Source organism: Flavobacterium sp. 316 (assembly GCF_000967805.1).
In the GTDB taxonomy this organism is placed as follows: Bacteria; Bacteroidota; Bacteroidia; order Flavobacteriales; family Flavobacteriaceae; genus Flavobacterium; species Flavobacterium sediminilitoris.
This window is the reverse complement of sequence record NZ_JYGZ01000006.1, coordinates 105991-124338: the sequence shown is the minus strand read 5'-3', so window position 1 is coordinate 124338 and position 18348 is coordinate 105991. Positions and strand designations below refer to the sequence as shown.

18 protein-coding genes are annotated in these 18348 nt (G+C 30.7%); 16 read left to right on the top strand and 2 right to left on the bottom strand.

Annotation, left to right across the window (positions count from 1 at the left end; translation table 11 throughout):
* The first annotated feature begins 4 nt into the window (after window positions 1–4).
* The 15 genes from SY27_RS14015 (at window position 5) to SY27_RS13945 (ending at window position 16379) form a co-directional block, all read left to right on the top strand.
* A complete protein-coding gene (locus SY27_RS14015) occupies window positions 5–826 on the top strand; it encodes a RimK family alpha-L-glutamate ligase (RefSeq protein WP_045971420.1) in 822 nt (273 codons plus the stop codon).
* 182 nt (window positions 827–1008) lie between these two features.
* Entirely contained in the window at window positions 1009–1788 is a 780-nt protein-coding gene (locus tag SY27_RS14010; RefSeq protein ID WP_045971828.1) for an ATP-grasp domain-containing protein, read from the top strand.
* Window positions 1789–1897: 109 nt separating this feature from the next.
* The gene (locus tag SY27_RS14005; protein WP_045971418.1) at window positions 1898–2215 is read left to right on the top strand and encodes a hypothetical protein; all 318 of its coding nucleotides are present in this window, start codon (window positions 1898–1900) and stop codon (window positions 2213–2215) included.
* 3 nt (window positions 2216–2218) lie between these two features.
* Entirely contained in the window at window positions 2219–3004 is a 786-nt protein-coding gene (locus tag SY27_RS14000) for a hypothetical protein (protein ID WP_045971416.1), read from the top strand.
* Between the two features lie 571 nt (window positions 3005–3575).
* Window positions 3576–4607: a T9SS type A sorting domain-containing protein gene (locus SY27_RS13995; RefSeq protein WP_045971415.1), complete on the top strand. Its 1032-nt coding sequence runs from the start codon at window positions 3576–3578 to the stop codon at window positions 4605–4607.
* Window positions 4608–5368: 761 nt separating this feature from the next.
* Window positions 5369–7612, top strand: a complete 2244-nt coding sequence (locus tag SY27_RS13990; RefSeq protein WP_045971413.1) for a prokaryotic RING finger family 4 — start codon at window positions 5369–5371, stop codon at window positions 7610–7612.
* 50 nt (window positions 7613–7662) lie between these two features.
* Window positions 7663–7917: a hypothetical protein gene (locus SY27_RS13985; RefSeq protein WP_045971411.1), complete on the top strand. Its 255-nt coding sequence runs from the start codon at window positions 7663–7665 to the stop codon at window positions 7915–7917.
* Window positions 7914–8462: a 3'-5' exonuclease gene (locus SY27_RS13980; protein ID WP_045971409.1), complete on the top strand. Its 549-nt coding sequence runs from the start codon at window positions 7914–7916 to the stop codon at window positions 8460–8462. Before SY27_RS13985 ends, SY27_RS13980 begins: the two co-directional genes overlap by 4 nt.
* Before the next feature lie 202 nt (window positions 8463–8664).
* Window positions 8665–9168 (top strand): endonuclease V, encoded by a 504-nt coding sequence (locus SY27_RS13975; protein WP_045971407.1) that lies wholly within the window; start codon window positions 8665–8667, stop codon window positions 9166–9168.
* On the top strand, window positions 9168–9794 hold the full coding sequence (locus SY27_RS13970) for a hypothetical protein (RefSeq protein ID WP_082084365.1): 627 nt from the start codon (window positions 9168–9170) through the stop codon (window positions 9792–9794). Before SY27_RS13975 ends, SY27_RS13970 begins: the two co-directional genes overlap by 1 nt.
* 16 nt (window positions 9795–9810) lie before the next feature.
* Window positions 9811–10944: an AAA family ATPase gene (locus SY27_RS13965; RefSeq protein WP_045971405.1), complete on the top strand. Its 1134-nt coding sequence runs from the start codon at window positions 9811–9813 to the stop codon at window positions 10942–10944.
* Entirely contained in the window at window positions 10944–11645 is a 702-nt protein-coding gene (locus SY27_RS13960; protein WP_045971403.1) for a hypothetical protein, read from the top strand. Before SY27_RS13965 ends, SY27_RS13960 begins: the two co-directional genes overlap by 1 nt.
* A gap of 4 nt (window positions 11646–11649) precedes the next feature.
* Window positions 11650–14187: a hypothetical protein gene (locus tag SY27_RS18300; protein WP_052705351.1), complete on the top strand. Its 2538-nt coding sequence runs from the start codon at window positions 11650–11652 to the stop codon at window positions 14185–14187.
* A complete protein-coding gene (locus SY27_RS13950) occupies window positions 14162–15373 on the top strand; it encodes a hypothetical protein (protein WP_045971401.1) in 1212 nt (403 codons plus the stop codon). Before SY27_RS18300 ends, SY27_RS13950 begins: the two co-directional genes overlap by 26 nt.
* Window positions 15363–16379, top strand: a complete 1017-nt coding sequence (locus SY27_RS13945; RefSeq protein ID WP_045971398.1) for a lipopolysaccharide assembly protein LapB — start codon at window positions 15363–15365, stop codon at window positions 16377–16379. The genes SY27_RS13950 and SY27_RS13945 overlap by 11 nt, the downstream gene beginning before the upstream one ends.
* An 86-nt stretch (window positions 16380–16465) precedes the next feature.
* Here the strand turns inward: SY27_RS13945 and SY27_RS13940 are convergent, their stop codons facing one another.
* The gene (locus tag SY27_RS13940) at window positions 16466–16906 is read right to left on the bottom strand and encodes a VOC family protein (protein ID WP_045971396.1); all 441 of its coding nucleotides are present in this window, start codon (window positions 16904–16906) and stop codon (window positions 16466–16468) included.
* A 12-nt stretch (window positions 16907–16918) separates the two neighbouring features.
* Window positions 16919–17332: an SRPBCC family protein gene (locus SY27_RS13935; protein ID WP_200894153.1), complete on the bottom strand. Its 414-nt coding sequence runs from the start codon at window positions 17330–17332 to the stop codon at window positions 16919–16921.
* A gap of 279 nt (window positions 17333–17611) precedes the next feature.
* Between SY27_RS13935 and SY27_RS13930 the strand changes: the two genes are divergently transcribed.
* Complete coding sequence (locus SY27_RS13930; protein ID WP_082084364.1) at window positions 17612–18241, top strand: matrixin family metalloprotease; 630 nt, start codon at window positions 17612–17614, stop codon at window positions 18239–18241.
* Window positions 18242–18348: the final 107 nt, after the last annotated feature.

Below are 18348 nucleotides of genomic sequence, written 5' to 3'. Positions count from 1 at the left end.
AACAATGCAAACAATTTTAGTACTGAATGGAGAAAAATATTGGCAAGATTATCTTCCAGAGTTTACTGTAGTTCAGAAGAAAATTCAAGATTCTGATTTTATACTGAAAGATAAAAAACTCTTTGTTGTAGATAGTGAAGGAGTATGTGCACCCGATTTAATCATTTGGAGATTGGGTGCCATTTCACCCAATTGGAAGCATAGAACGGCTTTAGAAATCATTAAGAGTTCCAATGTTGTTTGTTTGAATAGTGCTGAAACGTTACTTCAAGGTTATGATCGTTTGTCTATGTTACATGTTTTATCGAATCTAGGAATGCCTGTAATTCCTTTTCAAGTAGTTACGCATTCTAGATTATTAAAAAACATAGCAATGCCATTTCCTTTTGTAGTTAAAGTGGGTAACTATCATGGTGGTTATGGAAAAGTATTGGTTCAAAACGCTGAAAAATGGCAAGATATTCAAGATTTGTTATTTGTAACCAATGATTATAGTACTATCGAGCCTTATATTGATTATCAGTTTGATATACGCTATTTGATAGTAAAAGATAAAGTTTGGGCGATGCAACGCAAAGGACAATTTTGGAAATCGAATGTATTAACAAACGAATTTCAATTAATAGAAGTAAGCTCTATCTGGGAAACAAGAATTAGAAAAGTAAGCAATCATTTAAAAGCAGATATTCTCGCTTTAGATGTGCTAATAGATAAAGAAGGAAACGAATTTATAGTAGAATATAATGATATTCCAGGATTATCAGGTTTTCCAGAAACGGTGAAAGTAGAATTAATAAAAGTAATAAAAAGGAGAATAGAAGCATAGGTAGTATAAACTTCTCGATACGCTTCGCACTCGAAGTGACGCAGATTGAGAGTACTAGGTTTGATGTTGTTAATACTTCGTCAGTTAGAGTATTTTTAATGAAATGTAAATAGCGATTTAATTAAAAATGTATCGAGAACCTTATGTCTTATGTAAAAACAACAATTAAAAATTTAGAAATCATGTATTTTTTAGTCCAAGCCAATATCTATTTAGATCCGGATCATTATAAAGTTTTTGATGCTTTGGACGAATTAGGAATAGAATATGAAGTTGTAAATATAAAACCAACCGATACCGAAATTGCTATGAAAGCTAATCGAAAGGATGTTTTTGTATATGGTTCGGTAACTATGGCACGATTAGCAAAACAATATAAAGACTGGTTTCCAGGTTCGTTTTATGGTGGCAATCATTTGTATGAAGTGTATGCTCATTATTATGGTTCACATTTGTTGAATGATGAAATAAAGATTGGAAAGCTAACAGATGATTTGGTTTGGCAAAAAGGAGAGAAGAAATTTATAAAACCTTATAAAGAAGCTAAAATTTTCACAGGAAAAGTATTTGAAAAAGAAGAATGGGAAGATTTTATTATTGAGGCTTTAGCCCATCCAAAGCTTTCCATTACTAAAGATTCAGAAATACAAATTTCCAAACCTAAAACAACTATAAAGGAAGCAAGAGTTTGGATTGTAGGCGGACAAATTATAGATGCTGGTTATTATAAGTTTAATGGAGATTTTGCTTTTGAAGCTAGTGTTGCTGCTGAAGGAATGGCTTTTGCCAAAGAAATGATTTCCCTTTTTAACTTAGAAGAAGCTTTCGTTATGGACATTTGTTTGACTTCTGATGGCTGGAAAATTGTAGAAATAAATTGCATCAACAGTTCTGGTTTTTATACCAATACCGATGTGAAAAGTATTATTAAGGCTTTGTATCTCTATTTTTTGAATAGGTAAAACATAATGATAGCTTCTCGATACGCTTCGCACTCGAAGTGACGCAGATTGAGAGTACCTATGTGGTTAAAAAAACAACAAAATAAAAACAATTAAAAAAAATAGAAAAATGAGAAAAGATATACTAAAACGATTTTTAACGAATACAGACGAAACAGGAAGATTCTTAATGAAATCGAGGATAACAGGAATTATTTACTTCGTTGAACCTATTTACAATGGAAAAACACCCAAATGGGGTGATTTAAATCCTGCAACAGGACAATTAGAAGGGAATTATGGTTCTAAATATACAGGAGCTGTTACTAAGAAAGAATCTCTTATTACAGAAGAGAATGGTTTTGTGAATATTGGCTATTTCAAAGGAAGTCCCTTTGGAGCTATAGATCAACGAGACAAAGCCCATCAAGAACGTTTAAAATTATAAAAAATGCTAACCTATAACAGAATAGCCTTAGTTGGCATAGAACAAGAAGAATATGAGGTCATTAGAGCTAATTATTCTGGACTGATCATTTGGCATCAAGCCCTTCCAAAAATAGTGGTAAAAGACCAAGTTTTATACATGGAAAAAGCCAATGGAGTAGGCATGTTGCCTGTAGATAAAGTAGTCTATTACGGTATCTATGATAATGATTTCGATTTTATTGCTAGTTTGGCTATCTGGAATGGGGATTGTTATCCTAATGCAGCTGCCATGCTCGATTGCCGCTTTAAGATTCCTTGTTTGGTGAAGGCTTTAACGCATACACAATTTAGTGCACCAAGAGGATTTATTAGTGCAGGAGCGTCAATGAACGCAACAGAAGATACGGTTGCTAAATGGGGCAATTGGCATTGTGGCGAAAACAAACATCGTTTTACGGGCGAATGGGAAAGTGAATTTACCGCTACAACCGAAGCTTATTTTGAAGGTGAAGCGGTTCGTATTATGGTACTTGGTGATAAGCATTGGCAAATTAAACTGGAAGGGGAAACGTGGTTAAAATCCATTCATCCAGATAATGCGGGTTTTATGCCCGTAGATGCTGAATTATTAGCCGATACTTTACACATTCAAAAAGCCATGCAAATGGATATGATAGGGAATGATTACATAGTAGGTAAAGATGGTAAGAAGTATTTATTGGAAGTGAATCATATTCCAAACATCACCCGATTTGAAGCGGTTAGAGAAGCCTATTTGGCAACTGTTATAGCATTTATTAATGGTTAATGATTATAAGACAATATTGAGAATAATTTATACATTTTTTATACTACATAGAATAGTTGCGTACTACTGTTGAAATCTTTGTGTCAGAAAATAAAACGTTCTTTTTAAAATTAATATAAAAACAATTAGCCTTTGCAAAGAGACCTTTCTTTTTAATGAAGAAACATTATCTAAAGACCTGAAAAGGGTGTACGTTTTTGGAACTGCTGTTTTGCTTTTCTGTTTACATTATTTGCCAGTACAATAGGGTGAATGAAATAGAAAACCATTGCAACACTTTTTTTAACCTCTCTTTTTCCGTTCTTTAATCCAGATTATACATTAGACTTTGTAATAGATTTCTAATTCGTAATTTGGGTTTAAAGTAAAGGCGAGTTTGTTTTTAATGTGATATTATTTAACAACTTTTGTGTTTTTTCTTACAATTTTTAATTTATTTTTGTTTTAAATAAATTCGTAATATATAATTATTTATATCGTAAAAAGGATATAATAAATACGGAACATTTAACTAAAGTCCTAAAGTTTTCGTATAAAATGGCATGTAAATGCAAAAGGAATTCAAACAAACATGAAAAATAAAATTTTAATAGTATTCGTCTTAATTACATCTACACTCTTTTCTCAAATAGATAGAGTTGTAGGAAATGGAATAGTACAGTCTCCAATTTTTGATACTGGAGCAAATTATGATGATGTAGCTTCTTGTAATGTTTTTCATACTTATACAAGAGAGTCAAGTTCAGTACTAACAAATTCTCAAAAATTAAATTCTAAATGGGTATTAAAAAGAGTAAATGGAAGTCAAGAATTGATCATTAATCCTAATTTACCATTATCTCAAAATGCTCAATATGATGCTTCAACTAATTCAGTTATAAGTACTAACTTAATGAATGGAATGAAAGTAATAATCATTCAAGCGGATTTTGATACTTTAACAATGAAGTTTGAAACATTGCCTTCAAGTGGATTTTTAATTATTGAAAATTCCATGAATATAAATTTTTTAAGACCTGGAAGTCCAGCTTATGTCAATTTAGTTGAGCATTCTTGTAATAATAATACAAATGAAAATTGTTTAATATCTTCTATTGAGAATTGTGGAACTATGTCTTGTGTGAAAGTTACAAAAGTAGATAGTTTATGTCATTCTTGTTATTGTGTTGTTATTGAATTTGAAAATGGAACAATGCATTCTTTTCACTTAAATTTTAATACTGGAGGAAATGTAATGATGAACTGTTTTGGTAATAAAATCAAGAGAGTTGTAAAGATTGAAAAAGTATTAGACTGTGGAGGATGTGATGTTCAGCAAAGTAAAAGTTCATTTAATAATTCTAAAGAAATAGAAAATGAACTGATGAATATTGAAAATAAAGTAAATGTTTATCCTAATCCAGCAAGTGAGTTTTTATCATTTGAAGGAGAGAATCTAAAAACTTTATCTATTCAATTATTTGATAATAATCATAAGATTTTAATTGAAAAGAATAGTTTAGAAGAAAATTTAAATATTGATTTTTTGAAGTCTGGAATCTATTTTTATGAAATTAAAAACAGTGATGGATATAAACAGAGAGGTAAAATTATAAAAAAGTAATTTAATTAATTTTTACGAATTTATTTATAGCCTTCGTGATGAAGGCTTTTTTGTCTTTTTGAACTATTGGTGTTTATATTTTAAAATTCTATGCAAGAATATATGTATAAATAATTGTGGTTAAAAAATGTTATATAAATTACTTATGGAACGTTTACAGCACGATAGCTTTGAGAATAATTGTTTTGAGTTGTTGTTTATAATAAGATATTTAAAAAATATTTAAACTACGTAAAATAATTGCGTACTAATAATGAAATCTTTGTAAAGAAATAAAAACGTTCTTTTAAATACTAAAAATGAGTCAACAAGGTCAAGTATAAGTTACTTCAAATTTTTTTCCAGAAAACACACTTGTACGATTATCAGTTGATTCATCTTTTGGGGCAGTAGCTCAGTGGTAGAGCAGGTTAGTTTATACATTATCAAAACGTCAGAACTAGTTGGACAATAGCAACATACTTCAATCAGGTTAGACTTCTTCGGAAGTCTTGGTTCGAGTCCAAAAATGTTGGTACATTTTCAAATAGCGTTTTGGTCAATTCAAACTTACTTCAGCGCTTTTAACGCCCAGGTCATGGGTTCGAATCCCATCTGCTCCACTATAGAAGGTCAAAACTAACTTACTTCAACCACAAACTTAAAATTTGTCATGCTAGTTAGCCTATTATCTTCTAGAATTAAGGTCAAGTGCTTCTTACTTCAAACTCTTTGGTAGAAAACAGAAGCACCATTATCTAATTTTTTTAAAAATAAATAAAATGAAAACAAACGAATTATTAAAAATCAGCTTGCGTCAAAACGCACTATACATTCCTAGTGAATTCATCACTGGAACAACAACAACGATTACAGGACCAACATCGGTTTTAGTAGCTAATGTATCCAAATTAGGATTTGCTTTTTCAGAAGAAGCTTTACAAGCTGTTAATGCAGTGCATCCAACATATAAATTAGAAATTCAAGATACTATAAAAGAAGTAGTAGGAGTTAACAAAAACTGGACACCATTAGTAAAAAACTGGGAAATTCCAACAGGAGAGTCTTTGTATGATCATATCACGACTTTTTTTGCGAATGTTTTTAAAACCAATAAAGGAACCACTTTAGCATGTGGACATATTATTCCTGCGAATACGTTTCCATTAGAGCGTTATAATGGTTGTCCTTATTGTGGTACTCCATTTGAGTTTGATACTACTAAACAAGAAGGACAAGGTAGTAAAATGAAAGTATTGGAGCTTTGGACTGAGAAAGAGTTAAACGAATTTTATTATTCGTTATTAAGTTCTAAAACCGCTTTAGATGCTACACAAGTGGATAGTTTGAAAGCATTGTTGTCTTATTTGCCTTTGCCAAACGAAGTGAAAATTGGAATTAAAGAAACGATGATGTTAGTGATTGATACGTTAATTGACTTGGATAAAGAAGAAAAGGCAAGTTCTCTTTTTACTTCTCCAACGGATATTTTACGTTATTTATGGTACAAGAAAACCAATTTATTACAGATCATTGAACCAAAAACGATTATCAATAGAATTGCTAGTAATAACCAACATTTCTTTGTTGCTGCTGATAATAGTGCGAAAGCGAAATTGATTACAGCAATAGATTTGAAATTAAAATATTCAAGAAAAGAATGTTTAATGGTAGCTACATGGTTGAATAATTTACCATTAGAAGCAGAAAAAGCATGTGAAATGATGCATCCAAAAAGAGCAATGTGGGTGCGTTTTATTAGAGCTTTGCGTTTGCCAGAATATAGTAAGAGAAAAGGATTTGAAGCTTTGAAAACATTGTTAGATGTATTTTATAATCAAACGTATGAAGTGTGGCAAGGAAAAGTAAATTATTTCCGTTTAAAATCGGATGCGGCTACCACTTTTGCTCTATTACAAGAAAGACCAGGTTTGTTTGCTCGTTCTTTGTTCTCTAATATGTTATGGTTTGGACCTGATGAAACGATAGCGGCTTTTGAGAAGATAATTGATAAAGTACCTGCTCGTTTGGTATTTACGTTGAACATGTATGCACAAAACTACTTTGATAGCAACATACAAAGAAGTGTGAAACCTTTAGGTGGTGTAAATAAGAAAATTGGATCTAATAGATTATTGACGTTGTATAACGAAGACCAATTAAAAGCGATGCAAAATCAAATTGAAGATTTGTGTTTGTTGGCAATGGAGAAACGATTTGCAGCTCAAAAGAATGAGAACAAAACGATTTATATTGATTCACAATTATTCAATATGCCAGTGTCAATAGGAGATAGAAGTGAGAGCATTCAAGATTTACCAGTAGCCTTAATGGGAACACGTTTTCCAATAGCAGGCAATACTGTACGATTGTTTATGCAATGGGGACAAGGTTTACCAGCACAACATTTGGATATGGACTTGAGTTGTCATATTGCTTATGCAAATAAAACGGAGATTTGTTCGTATAGCCAATTGCAAGCAACAGGTTGTACGCATAGTGGAGATATAAGAAGTATTCCAAATCAAATAGGTACTGCCGAATATATCAATATTGATGTAAATGCACTAGCTTATGCTGGAGCCAAATATGTAACTTTTACTTGTAATGCTTATAGTAATGGAAGTATTACACCTAACTTAGTTGTAGGTTGGATGAATAGTAAATATCCAATGACTATTTCAGAGCGATCTGGTGTAGCATACGACCCTTCTTGTGTAGATCACCAAGTAAGAGTAACTCAAAATGTGGCTAAAGGTTTAGTTTTTGGTGTACTTGATGTAGCCAAAAGAGAAATCGTTTGGTTAGAAATGACTTTTGGTGGTCAAGTAGTTCAAGGTTTGGATTACAAAGGAGTACAAGCTCTATTAGCTAAATTATCGAGCAAATTGAATATTGGTAGTTTGTTAACTATAAAAGCAAAGGCTCAAAAATTACAAATTGTAGATTCACTTGATGCGGATGAAGTTTACGACCAAAAATGGGCCATTAATGCAGCTGCTGTAACGCAGTTGTTAGTAGATTAATCAAAAACCTCGGAATTCTTATTTCGAGGTTTTAAATAACCTTAGAAATAATGAAAAAAGAGAATACAAATAAAAATATAGTTCATGGAATAGTTCATGCCATACAAATAATAGGTATGGTGACTAGTATAGTAGGCTTAAGTAACTTAAATGTTAATAGTAAACCACCAAAAAATGCTTTTTTGGATGATATACATAAACACATGGCTAAAGTAAAATTAGATGAAATGAAAGTAAAGAATGAGAAAAACAAAAATGCAATAGCATTTGATTCCATCTTTATAGCAATGAAAAATAAAAAATGAAAACAACAGAAAAAATAATCATCATAGATTTAGAAGCAACTTGCTGGAACGGTTCAGTACCTAAAGGGCAAGTTAATGAAATAATAGAAATAGGTATTTGTGAATTAGATACTCTTTCTGGAGCGATTACTAAAAATAAAGGAATCCTTATTAAACCAGAACATTCAACGGTAAGTCCGTTTTGTACAGAACTGACCACAATTACGCAAGAATTATTGGATAATGAAGGAATGTCTTTTGAAGATGCCATTGAAATGCTGGAACAGGAATACCAACCCGATCAATATACTTGGGCAAGTTATGGTCAGTACGATTTGAACATGCTTAAAAAGCAATGTTCCTACAGGAAAATTAGTTACCCTATGGGAAGTCATCACATTAACGTAAAAGAATTGTTTAGTGAAGTGAAAGGACTGAATAAAAAAGTAGGTATGAACGGAGCGTTGGAAATTTTAGATATTCCATTAGAAGGCACACACCACAGAGGTGTAGATGATGCCAAGAATATTGCTAAGATACTGCATTGGTGTCTTGAGAATAAGTGATTAGTACTTAGTGATTAGTGATTAGTGAATAGTCCTTAGCTATTAGGATTACTATAATAAAATACTCTTGATGTGCCTTTACTGAAGTTTTCTATCATTAGATTTTCTTTGGTAAAGGTTTTTATTTGTAGTATAATTAGTCTAAAAATAATTTGAAAATTGAACAAATACTATATATTTGTTTTTATTAACCTTACAGAATATGATTTTAACGATAGACGTTCATTATAAAACTGATTATGCCAAAACCGTTTTGCTATTTTTTGAAAATTGGCAAAGTGAAACCCCTAGTAATGTAGTGACACATATTACAAAAGACGTGATGGAGTATGAACCGGGTTCTTTTTACAAAAGAGAATTGCCTTGTATTATGAATGCCTTAGAAGAAGCTTCCTTAGAAGAATTGGAAGCAATTATTATTGACGGGCATATTTATGTAGATAATGATGGAAAATATGGTTTAGGAAGTCATTTGTATGAAGCCTTGGATAAAAAATTTCCCATTATTGGAATGGCAAAAACATCCTTTCAAAGCAACACTGAAACTGTAGTTGAAATTTTACGAGGAGAAAGTAAAAATCCGTTGTTTGTATCTGCTATTGGTTTAGAGAAAGAAGTCGCAGCTCATCATATTAAAAATATGTTTGGAGAGTATAGACTGCCATATTTATTGAAATTAATGGATCAGATAACGAAGGAGGAGTAATGACTAACAAAAAAATACCCTTTTTAGATACTATCTATCATTTGCGTTCTAGAGAACATGCGATTATCTATGATAAGAAGTTGGATATTTCAAAAGAAGAAGAAAAGGAAGTTATTGAACTTCTAAGGGATGAATATGAAAAAGAGAAACTCAATTATCCTTTTCAAGATCCTGATTTTGATGAAGTTGCAGCTTTGTGGGGAAGTAAGATAGTATATTTTACAACGCAATTGGTCTTAAATAGAGAAGATACAGCTAGTAAAATAAGTACGTTGTTTCCAGATTTTGGCAAACCTATGACGCCTTCTGCAATGCTTTCAGCCGATTTGTGTTTGCGCTTTTTACCGCAATTGCTTTTACAATTACAACACATGGATGCAGATGATGTGATTCTTCCTGTATTAGAACAAAAACTAAAACAGTTTCCTTATTCTGGAATAGGATATGAAATGAATTTAGAAAATATAGACTTAAGTATTGTTTTATCCGATTCTTGTTTAACGCAATTATTTTTAGATAGAGTAACGGAAAAGAAAGATAAAAATAGAGGAAGTTTAGAAGTAATTAAACCCTTGCTTTTAGCCAATTTTGGCGATTATAAAACGATTTTTTGGAACGAATTGTAAATTATTATTGATATAAATGAACACACTACATACTTTAAACGCCCTTTTAAAACATATAAAAGAAACCTTCATCGGTAAAAACGAAATTGTCGATTTGCTTGGTATAAGTTTATTGGCTAGAGAAAATGCTTTTTTGTTAGGTCCTCCTGGAACAGCAAAGAGTGCTATTGTTAGAGCTTTATCTAATGGTATCGAAGACGGTAAAAACTTCGAATACCTATTAACCCGTTTTACAGAACCAAATGAAATTTTTGGTCCTTTTGATATTAGAAAGTTAAAAGACGGTGAATTGGTTACCAATACCGAAGCCATGATGCCAGAAGCGTCTATGGTTTTTTTAGATGAAATTTTCAATGCCAATTCGGCTATTTTGAATAGTTTATTGATGGCTTTGAACGAAAAAATATTCCGTAGAGGTAAAGAAACAAAGAAATTGCCAGCCTTAATGTTTGTGGGAGCGAGTAATCTATTACCAGAAGACGAAGCATTAAACGCTTTGCTGGACCGTTTTTTACTTCGCGTAAAATGTGATTATGTAGATCCTGATTTATTGAACGAAGTACTTTTAGCGGGTTGGAAATTAGAAAATAAAACAGATGAAACAACTCCAACTATAAAAGCAGATGAAGTGAGAGAATTGCAAGCAGCAACACGAAAAGTAGATTTGTCACCTATTCGTAAAGAATATGTCGATTTAATTCATTCGTTGCGTAATGCAGGAATCAATGTTTCCGACCGTAGAGCGGTTAAAATTCAAAATTTAATTGCGGCAAGTGCTTTTATTTGTGGTAGGGACACTGCTATTTTATCGGATTTGTGGGTGTTGAAATACATTTGGGACACCGAAGAACAAGTTGAGGTTTTGGAAGGTATTGTGAATCATGTGATTGAAAAAGATACTAGTGAAAAAGCCCATCCACAAGCAGTTTATAATAAAGTTCCTGATGCAGAAGAGGTAATGAAAGAAGTGAAGTATTTGTCAGAGAAATGGAACGACGGTACCTTGTCTTTTGAAGAGCAGAATATCATAAAAGATAAATTGCGCTATGTACAAACCCGTTGTGATTGGATTAAAAACCCAGAACAAAAGAAATACATTCAAGAGGAAATTGAACAATTGTGGCAGAAAATGCTTAAAACATTTGCGTAATGTACTATGTGGAATTACATAAAAGTCATTTGGAATATTTGGCTCCTATACGTCATTGGGACAATTTGAAATTGGCTTTTGAAGGAGAAAGGGCTTTTATTAAAGACTTTACTCCTTTGCAAATTAACGATGTCGTTTTGCTACAAATTCCGCACATTATAGTGTATGAATTGAAAGAGCAATTGTTGTTTCGTAAGGACAAATTAGTACCTACGAAAAAATTACCTTCTGCTTTGTTGTGGATGCCTATTTTGAATGCTTTGCCTATTGATTTACCGAAATACAATATGAATTATTTTGGTATTCATGACAAAATAGACATCAAGATAGTAAAAAGTGAAGCCGAACAAAAGCCTTATGGAGTAATCACTAAATTGGAAAATGTAAAAGGGTATATTGAAACACTACCGCAAGTACGTTTGCAGAATTTAAAATGGATAATCATTGAAGATAGCATATTGTTTTTAGGTACACCTTTGTTACCTATTAAAGGACAAACGTATTGGTTAAAAGACAATTGCTTGTTTCCAACAGGTTATGCCTTGGAATTTGATGTTTTGTTTCCAATTATAAAAAAACAACTCAACCCGAATAATGACAGTATGCTTTTATTTCAAAATAATAACAGCTATTTGTCTATTCCTTTGAGTGATTGTAAATCTTTAAGCCTTAGCTCGTTTCGACTAACGGTAAACGAATAAAAAAATGGATTTTAATAAATATTTTCAGCAATATGAGGATTACTTTTGGAAATGTAATTTCCATTTTGACGAAGCTGATAATTTTCGTTACGTTTTTGAATCATTAGATGGTACATCGATAGCGTATAAAGAATATGTTACAGAAGTTTTAGAATTACTTTCGGATGATTGTATTCCACCTTTTGGTTCATTGTTGTTAGCTATTGTAGCTACCAATTCAAATAGTGAAGCTTTATTAGTTACTTTACATCATTATGCTAAATCGAAAGAACGGGCTAGTTCATTTCCTAATGCTAATTTGTATCGAGTAGGTGCTGCTTTTGATTTTTTAAAAATATTAGCGAGTTTACCTGAAGAGTACAAAACAGGTGATAATCGTATTTTACTTTTTAAAACCATTTTTGAAAAATGCCATAATAGAGTTGGTAGTGAAACTGCTAAGAAGCTAATTAGTGATTTTAAAGATATTAAATCAGATTATTTAGAGATAATTGGATCAATTCCTTTCAATGATGCCAATTTTATAAAGGATTTTAGAACGATTGCTTTATTAAAACAAAAGTTTCCTACTAAAGAATCTTTACTCAAAGCATTAACAGCTTTACCTGAACCTGAAAAAATAGAAGAAGTATTAGAAGAAGAAGTTTCACAACCTTTAGAGTCGAACAAGACAATTGATTTTATAGAAGAACTAATTCAAGAACAAAAAACGTTTCAAGTAGGTAGTTTAATACAACGCATTTGGTCTGGATTGAATATTCCATTTCATCATAATGTACCAAGTCAACAACCTATAGGAGGTGTTTCTGATTTAACGAATAAAGGTGATTTCGATAAGTTGTTATTGTCTGAGTTTGCGAATGATGACATGGTTTTCATGTCGCGTTTGGCTAATAATGAAGCTTTATACATTCAACGAGAAATTCCACCACAAGACAATAAGAAAGTACGTGTTTTGTTGCTCGATGTTTCGTTAAAAAATTGGGGAAACCCAAAAATAGTAGCTTTTGCTACAGCTTTAGCGATTGCAAAACATCCAAAAACCGATATCGAATGTGTGGTATATGCCTTTGGTAAGCAATATACACCAATAAAAATAGATACAGTAAGCCAAGTAATTGCTAGTTTGCAACAATTGAGTGGAGGATTAGATGGAGGAGAAGGTTTAGAGCAGTATTTTGAAAAAGAATACGGAAGTCTTAAGGAGGTAGAATTATTCGTGTTTACTCAAGAAGAAAACTTTGAATCAATACCTTTTACTAAAGTAATTAACGAACATTTTGATAAGATTAATTTCATCGTCACAACTACTGCTTCTGGAGTAATTGATACTTATAAAGTAAAAAATAAGGTAAGAAAACATATAAAAAAGATACAATTGCCTTTAGAAGAATTATGGAGTAAAAAACCAGTATTACAAACTAGAGTAATTAAGAGTAGGAATCAAGGAGAAGTGCCTATTTTATATCCTGTAGAACGAAATTATAATAATGTATTTCATTATGAAGGGCAATTCTATTTGTATTTTAATACCAGTTTGTTTGCTTTTCAAGAAGAACCACTCAGTAAAGGTTTTGCAAAAATAGCGAGTGCTATTCCTTTTATTACAGGGCAATATTCGTTGTACAAAGATAAAAAAGGAGTCTTATTTTTAGTAAATTGGATAGCCGAAGAAAAAACACTTTATTACTATGATTTGGAACGGAAAACTACTGAAGCTAAGGTAATAACAGTTAATACCATAAATCCGTTAATCCTTTTTTCAAAGGAAAACAATATTTATCTTTCAGATGGGGAATTATTTTACAAAATTACCGATGCGTACGATTGTATTGTAACGGCTCACGATGCTGTAAAAGAGTGCTTTAAGGGATATGTGATTAAAAATAAGGAGTTTGTGTACAATTTTAGAAACAATACTAAAAAATATACTTTACTCAAACGATTTAAGGAAATTAAGATAAGTAATAATTTGCTTATTATTAATGGTAAACAGTTGCATGAAGTTACTTTTTTTGATGGTTATGAAGGTTATACCGAAGACACAATTTATTTTGAAGAACGTGTTTCATTACTATTAAAAAAGCATGGAAACAATAGATCTAAAGTAGTACAATATTTTATTCATAAATTGAATTTAACTAAAACTGAAATATTTGAATTCAAAACTGAAATAATGGTAATACAAGAGAATTTAACTAATGTTGAAGCGCAAAGTATAAAGGCTGATTTAGAAAATTTAGGAGCGACTTGTTATATTGAAACAACGCATTTCATGTCTAAAGATGGAAGTATTATTAAAAGTAATAATGGAATTTTAGAATTAGAAAGCAGTAATACCAGTATTCCAAAAATGTATATTCCATTTGTTTTAGATTTTAAAACAGCAATGTCAACCGATGAAATATTTGTAGGTAATCCTTATTTTTTACCAGAAAAAAATGATTTAAAAATTATTGAAGTACAAGAATTCCACGATAAATACTACAAACCATTCATTCAGTATATTATAGAACATGAAGCTAACGTTACAACCGTATAAAAGAAACAAATATCCTATTGCAGGAATTGTGATAAAAGGCAATACTCCTTTGGTATGGTTGCAAAACCTGCAAGAGTTGGGTATTGCTATCGCTTCCTATGCTTGTTATCCAATTCCTAGTTCAGTAGCAAACGAACTATATGGTTGTTTGGTTGTACTTCCTGTAAATATAATTGAGAAGGAGCATGCTCATTTACAAGTACAACTGTATGAAGAAAAAGTATTTATTCCAGAATATGCTATAATTGCTCCTTTTTTATCTAAAGAAGAAGGGAATAAAATTTTGGGAGAGCATTATCATTTTTTACATCCAGAATTGGGTTTAATCGAACTAGAAGAAGCGATTGATTGGGTAACAATTTTAAATCCTTTTAGAAAAATTAATGTAAGGCTAAAAACGCCTCATTCAGGTATTTTTATTCCAAAACAATTGCGTTCGGTTCATGTGGAATATGATGAAGCGACCATTTTAGAAGCATTAGAAAATCCGTTAACAGAAGAAGAACAGTTAGAAAAATTACCTTTCGATATGAAAAAACTAATGGCAGGTAATAAAAAAGAAATGGAGAAGTTTTTAGCTTTTATGGATAAAAATCCAGAATTAGCGATGAAATATGCAATACCCTTAGATACTTTAGGTACATCTAGAGGAGATAACGCTGGAGTGTTTCAATTTGGAGGTAGTTTTAAAGAATCTTTTTCTCGCTTTTTTGGTTGGACAGATAATGCTGGCAATCCAATTGCTCAAAATGCGAGTGAAAAAAGTTCAAAGATTGTGAATATTATTTTACTAGTTATAGGGGTTTTCTTTATGTTTAACATTATTAAGTATTTTGCTAATTACAGCATTTCCCATTCAAAAAGCTTGTCCGATGATTATTTAGTATCCTCAACGGGTAATAAGTTTGTACTTTTTCTATTTGTTGCAGTTTGTATTGGTGGTATCATTCGTTTAGGGATGCGATCCAAGTTCGATTTTAAAGGAAAATCAGCTACAATAAATAAAATACTAATGCTTTTGATTCTTGTGGTTTCATTGTATTATTTAATTAGTTTTATGTATGCTAACTTCGGACTTACAAAATGGTATTCTATATTGACTTTAATTTTTATAGCTACGTTAATTAATGATTTGTTCAATATAGAAAAAGATATATTTAAAGATAAAGACAAAGATGGAAAATAAACGTTCTTTTGAAAAGAAGGTTATGGATGTAGTATTCATAATCCTCCTCACTAAAGTAATATATTCTTTAATTTCTGGATTCTATTTAGGAAGTAATGATTTTGTAATTTTAATGCTTACAACAGTTGTAATTTCTCTGGTCTTGTATAAAGTATTAAAGAGATTAAGTAATTCAGGAGAAAGTATTAATAGATCAGATAATGGCTCGGGTTCAAATGTATTGTTAGAAACCAGTGTTTTTAATAAAATTGAACAAAAATATAGAAGTTTAGCAGAAGAATATGTTGCACAAAAAGAATATAAAAAAGCCGCTCATGTATACATGAAATTGTTAAAAGATAATTATACTGCGGCTAATGTTTTGTATGATGGTGAGTTGTATATAGAAGCAGCAACAATTAATTTAAAATACTTAAAAAACGAAACCAAAGCAGCAGAATGTTTTGAAAAAGGAAAAGCATATACAGAAGCGTTACGTTTATATGAAAAGACTAATAACTTTGAAAAAGTGGGCGATATGTATGTCAATTTAAACGATATAGAAAGAGCACATAAAGCCTATTATAAAGTTACCGATGATAGTGTAAACAGAGGGCAGTATGTAAAGGCCGCACAAATTTTACGAGAAAAGATAAAAGCACCTAAAGAAGCGCAAGAATTATTATTAGATGGTTGGGACAAGAATCTGCAAAGGCAAGAATGTTTAACAATCTATTTTCAGCATTTAGAACAAAAAACATCTTTAGAAGAAGAAATTCAGATAATTTATGATACTAAAACAAATGTAAATAATAGAGAAACTTTTATTCAAGTAATTAAAAATCAGTTTGGAAAAAATAATACTATTAATAAAAAAATACGAACGATAACCTATGAAGTGGTAGCACAACTGATAGAGAAGAAACCAGAGATTGTTTCCGAATTGAATTACTTGAATACTCAAAATACAACATTCACAAAAGATGTAATGAAGTATAAATTAAGTAGTAGAAGAACAAATGGGTAATAATAAGAATATACTCTTTCATAATACTTAAAAAAACTGTGTAAGCGATCATTTCTGACTTACACAGTTTTTATTATAGTGTCATTCTATTTTTGTGGATAAGTATAATTAAACATCCATCGGATTCCAAATTTGTCTAAACAGCAACCCCAATAATCACCCCAAAACATATCTTGCATAGGTTGAATTTCTGTAGCTCCTTCAGATAATAAATTGAATAAACGATCTGTTTCTTCTTTTGAATCGGGTTCTAAATTTATACTAGTATTATTTCCAATAATGACTTTATGTCCCATTGATTCTAACATATCTGTTGCCATTAAATGAGTTCCTCCTAAAATAGGTAAACATACATGCATTACTTTGTTTTGCTCACTTTCAGGGAATGGAGGCATTCCTTCTTGTATAGGAACATCTTTGTTGTACATAATTTTCCCTATAAATTCCGTTTTAAAGATTGTTTTGTAGAAATTAAATGCTTCTTCTGTTTTGCCTTGAAAATTTAAATAAATTGATACTTTTCCCATGATATGTATAGTTTAATTGTTTTCTGTATAGTTTTTAAAATTATCTAAAATAGCTTGCCAACCTGTTTGTTGCATTTCAATTGGATTTTGTGTCTCAGCTTCAAAAGTCTCTGTTATTTTTATTTGATTATCAGTAGATTCAAATAGGATTTCAACAATTCTATTGTCATCAATAGTATATACTATTTTTTCATTTGTTTCTATTTCGTTATAAGTTCCTCCAAAATCAAAACTCATTGATCCATCTTTTGAGGCCATAGTATAAACAAATTTTCCTCCAACAGTAAAATCATTTTCTGCTTTTGGAGTATGCCAATCTTCGGAAGCATTGTTCCATTTTATAATATGTTTAGGTTCTGTCCAGTAACGCCAAACTTTCTCTTTTGAGGCATTTACAAGTGTTGTAATTTTAATTTTAGTTTTCATTGTATACATTTTTTAATTTTTGGCAATCTATTTTTTTCATTTGCAACATAGCATTCATTACACGTTGCTGTTTTTAGGTATTATTTAGTTTTGTATTTATAAATATAAAAAATCTTATTACAAATATCCATATTCTTTATGTAACTAATAGTCTATAATTATGACATTATATAGGTGTAATTGCGACAATTTTTTTATTGTATTGTGCGATTTTAATATTTTTAATACTGTGTTAATTTTATTTAATACTTTTAATTTTTAGTATACCAATTATAAATAATGATAAAAATGTTAATTAGATTCTTTTTTTGTTCCATTATAATAATGCTTTGTTCATGTACACGTGGATTAAATAAAAATACAATAGTAGGAATTCAGCCTTATGCTGGTTTTTCAAAAGGTAAAGCAGATACTATTGCAATAACAATTTCCGAATTTTATAAAGTTAAAACAATTGTATTGCCTGAAATTAAATTACCAAAAGAGGCTTTTATCCAAATCAAGTCAGCTAGATATAGAGCCGATAGTATTATTAAAATTCAGAATAGAACTAAAGCAGACACTCTAGATTTTATTATAGGTATAACTCAAAGCGATATATCTACAACTAAAAAAGATAAATTGGGAAAAACAAGAGAACCAAAGTACAAATATGAAGATTGGGGAATTATGGGATTAGCTTATTGTCCAGGAAATAGTTGTATTGTTTCCACTTTTCGATTGCAACATAAAAATTCTATGATTCATTTTACAAGATTGAAAAAAGTTGCGGTTCATGAATTTGGGCATAATCTGGGTTTACCACATTGTTCCAATAAAAAATGTGTTATGACAGATGCGGTAGAAAGTATTAAAACTATAGATAATACAAAATTAGCACTTTGTGAAGTATGTTTTAATAGGATATAGTTTAATAGTTAATTGTTTTATCAGAAATTCTATTGACACTTTTAATTTTCGAATAATAATAAACAAAGCGTTTTTATTATTGGTTTGTGTTGTTTGTTGTGATTTAT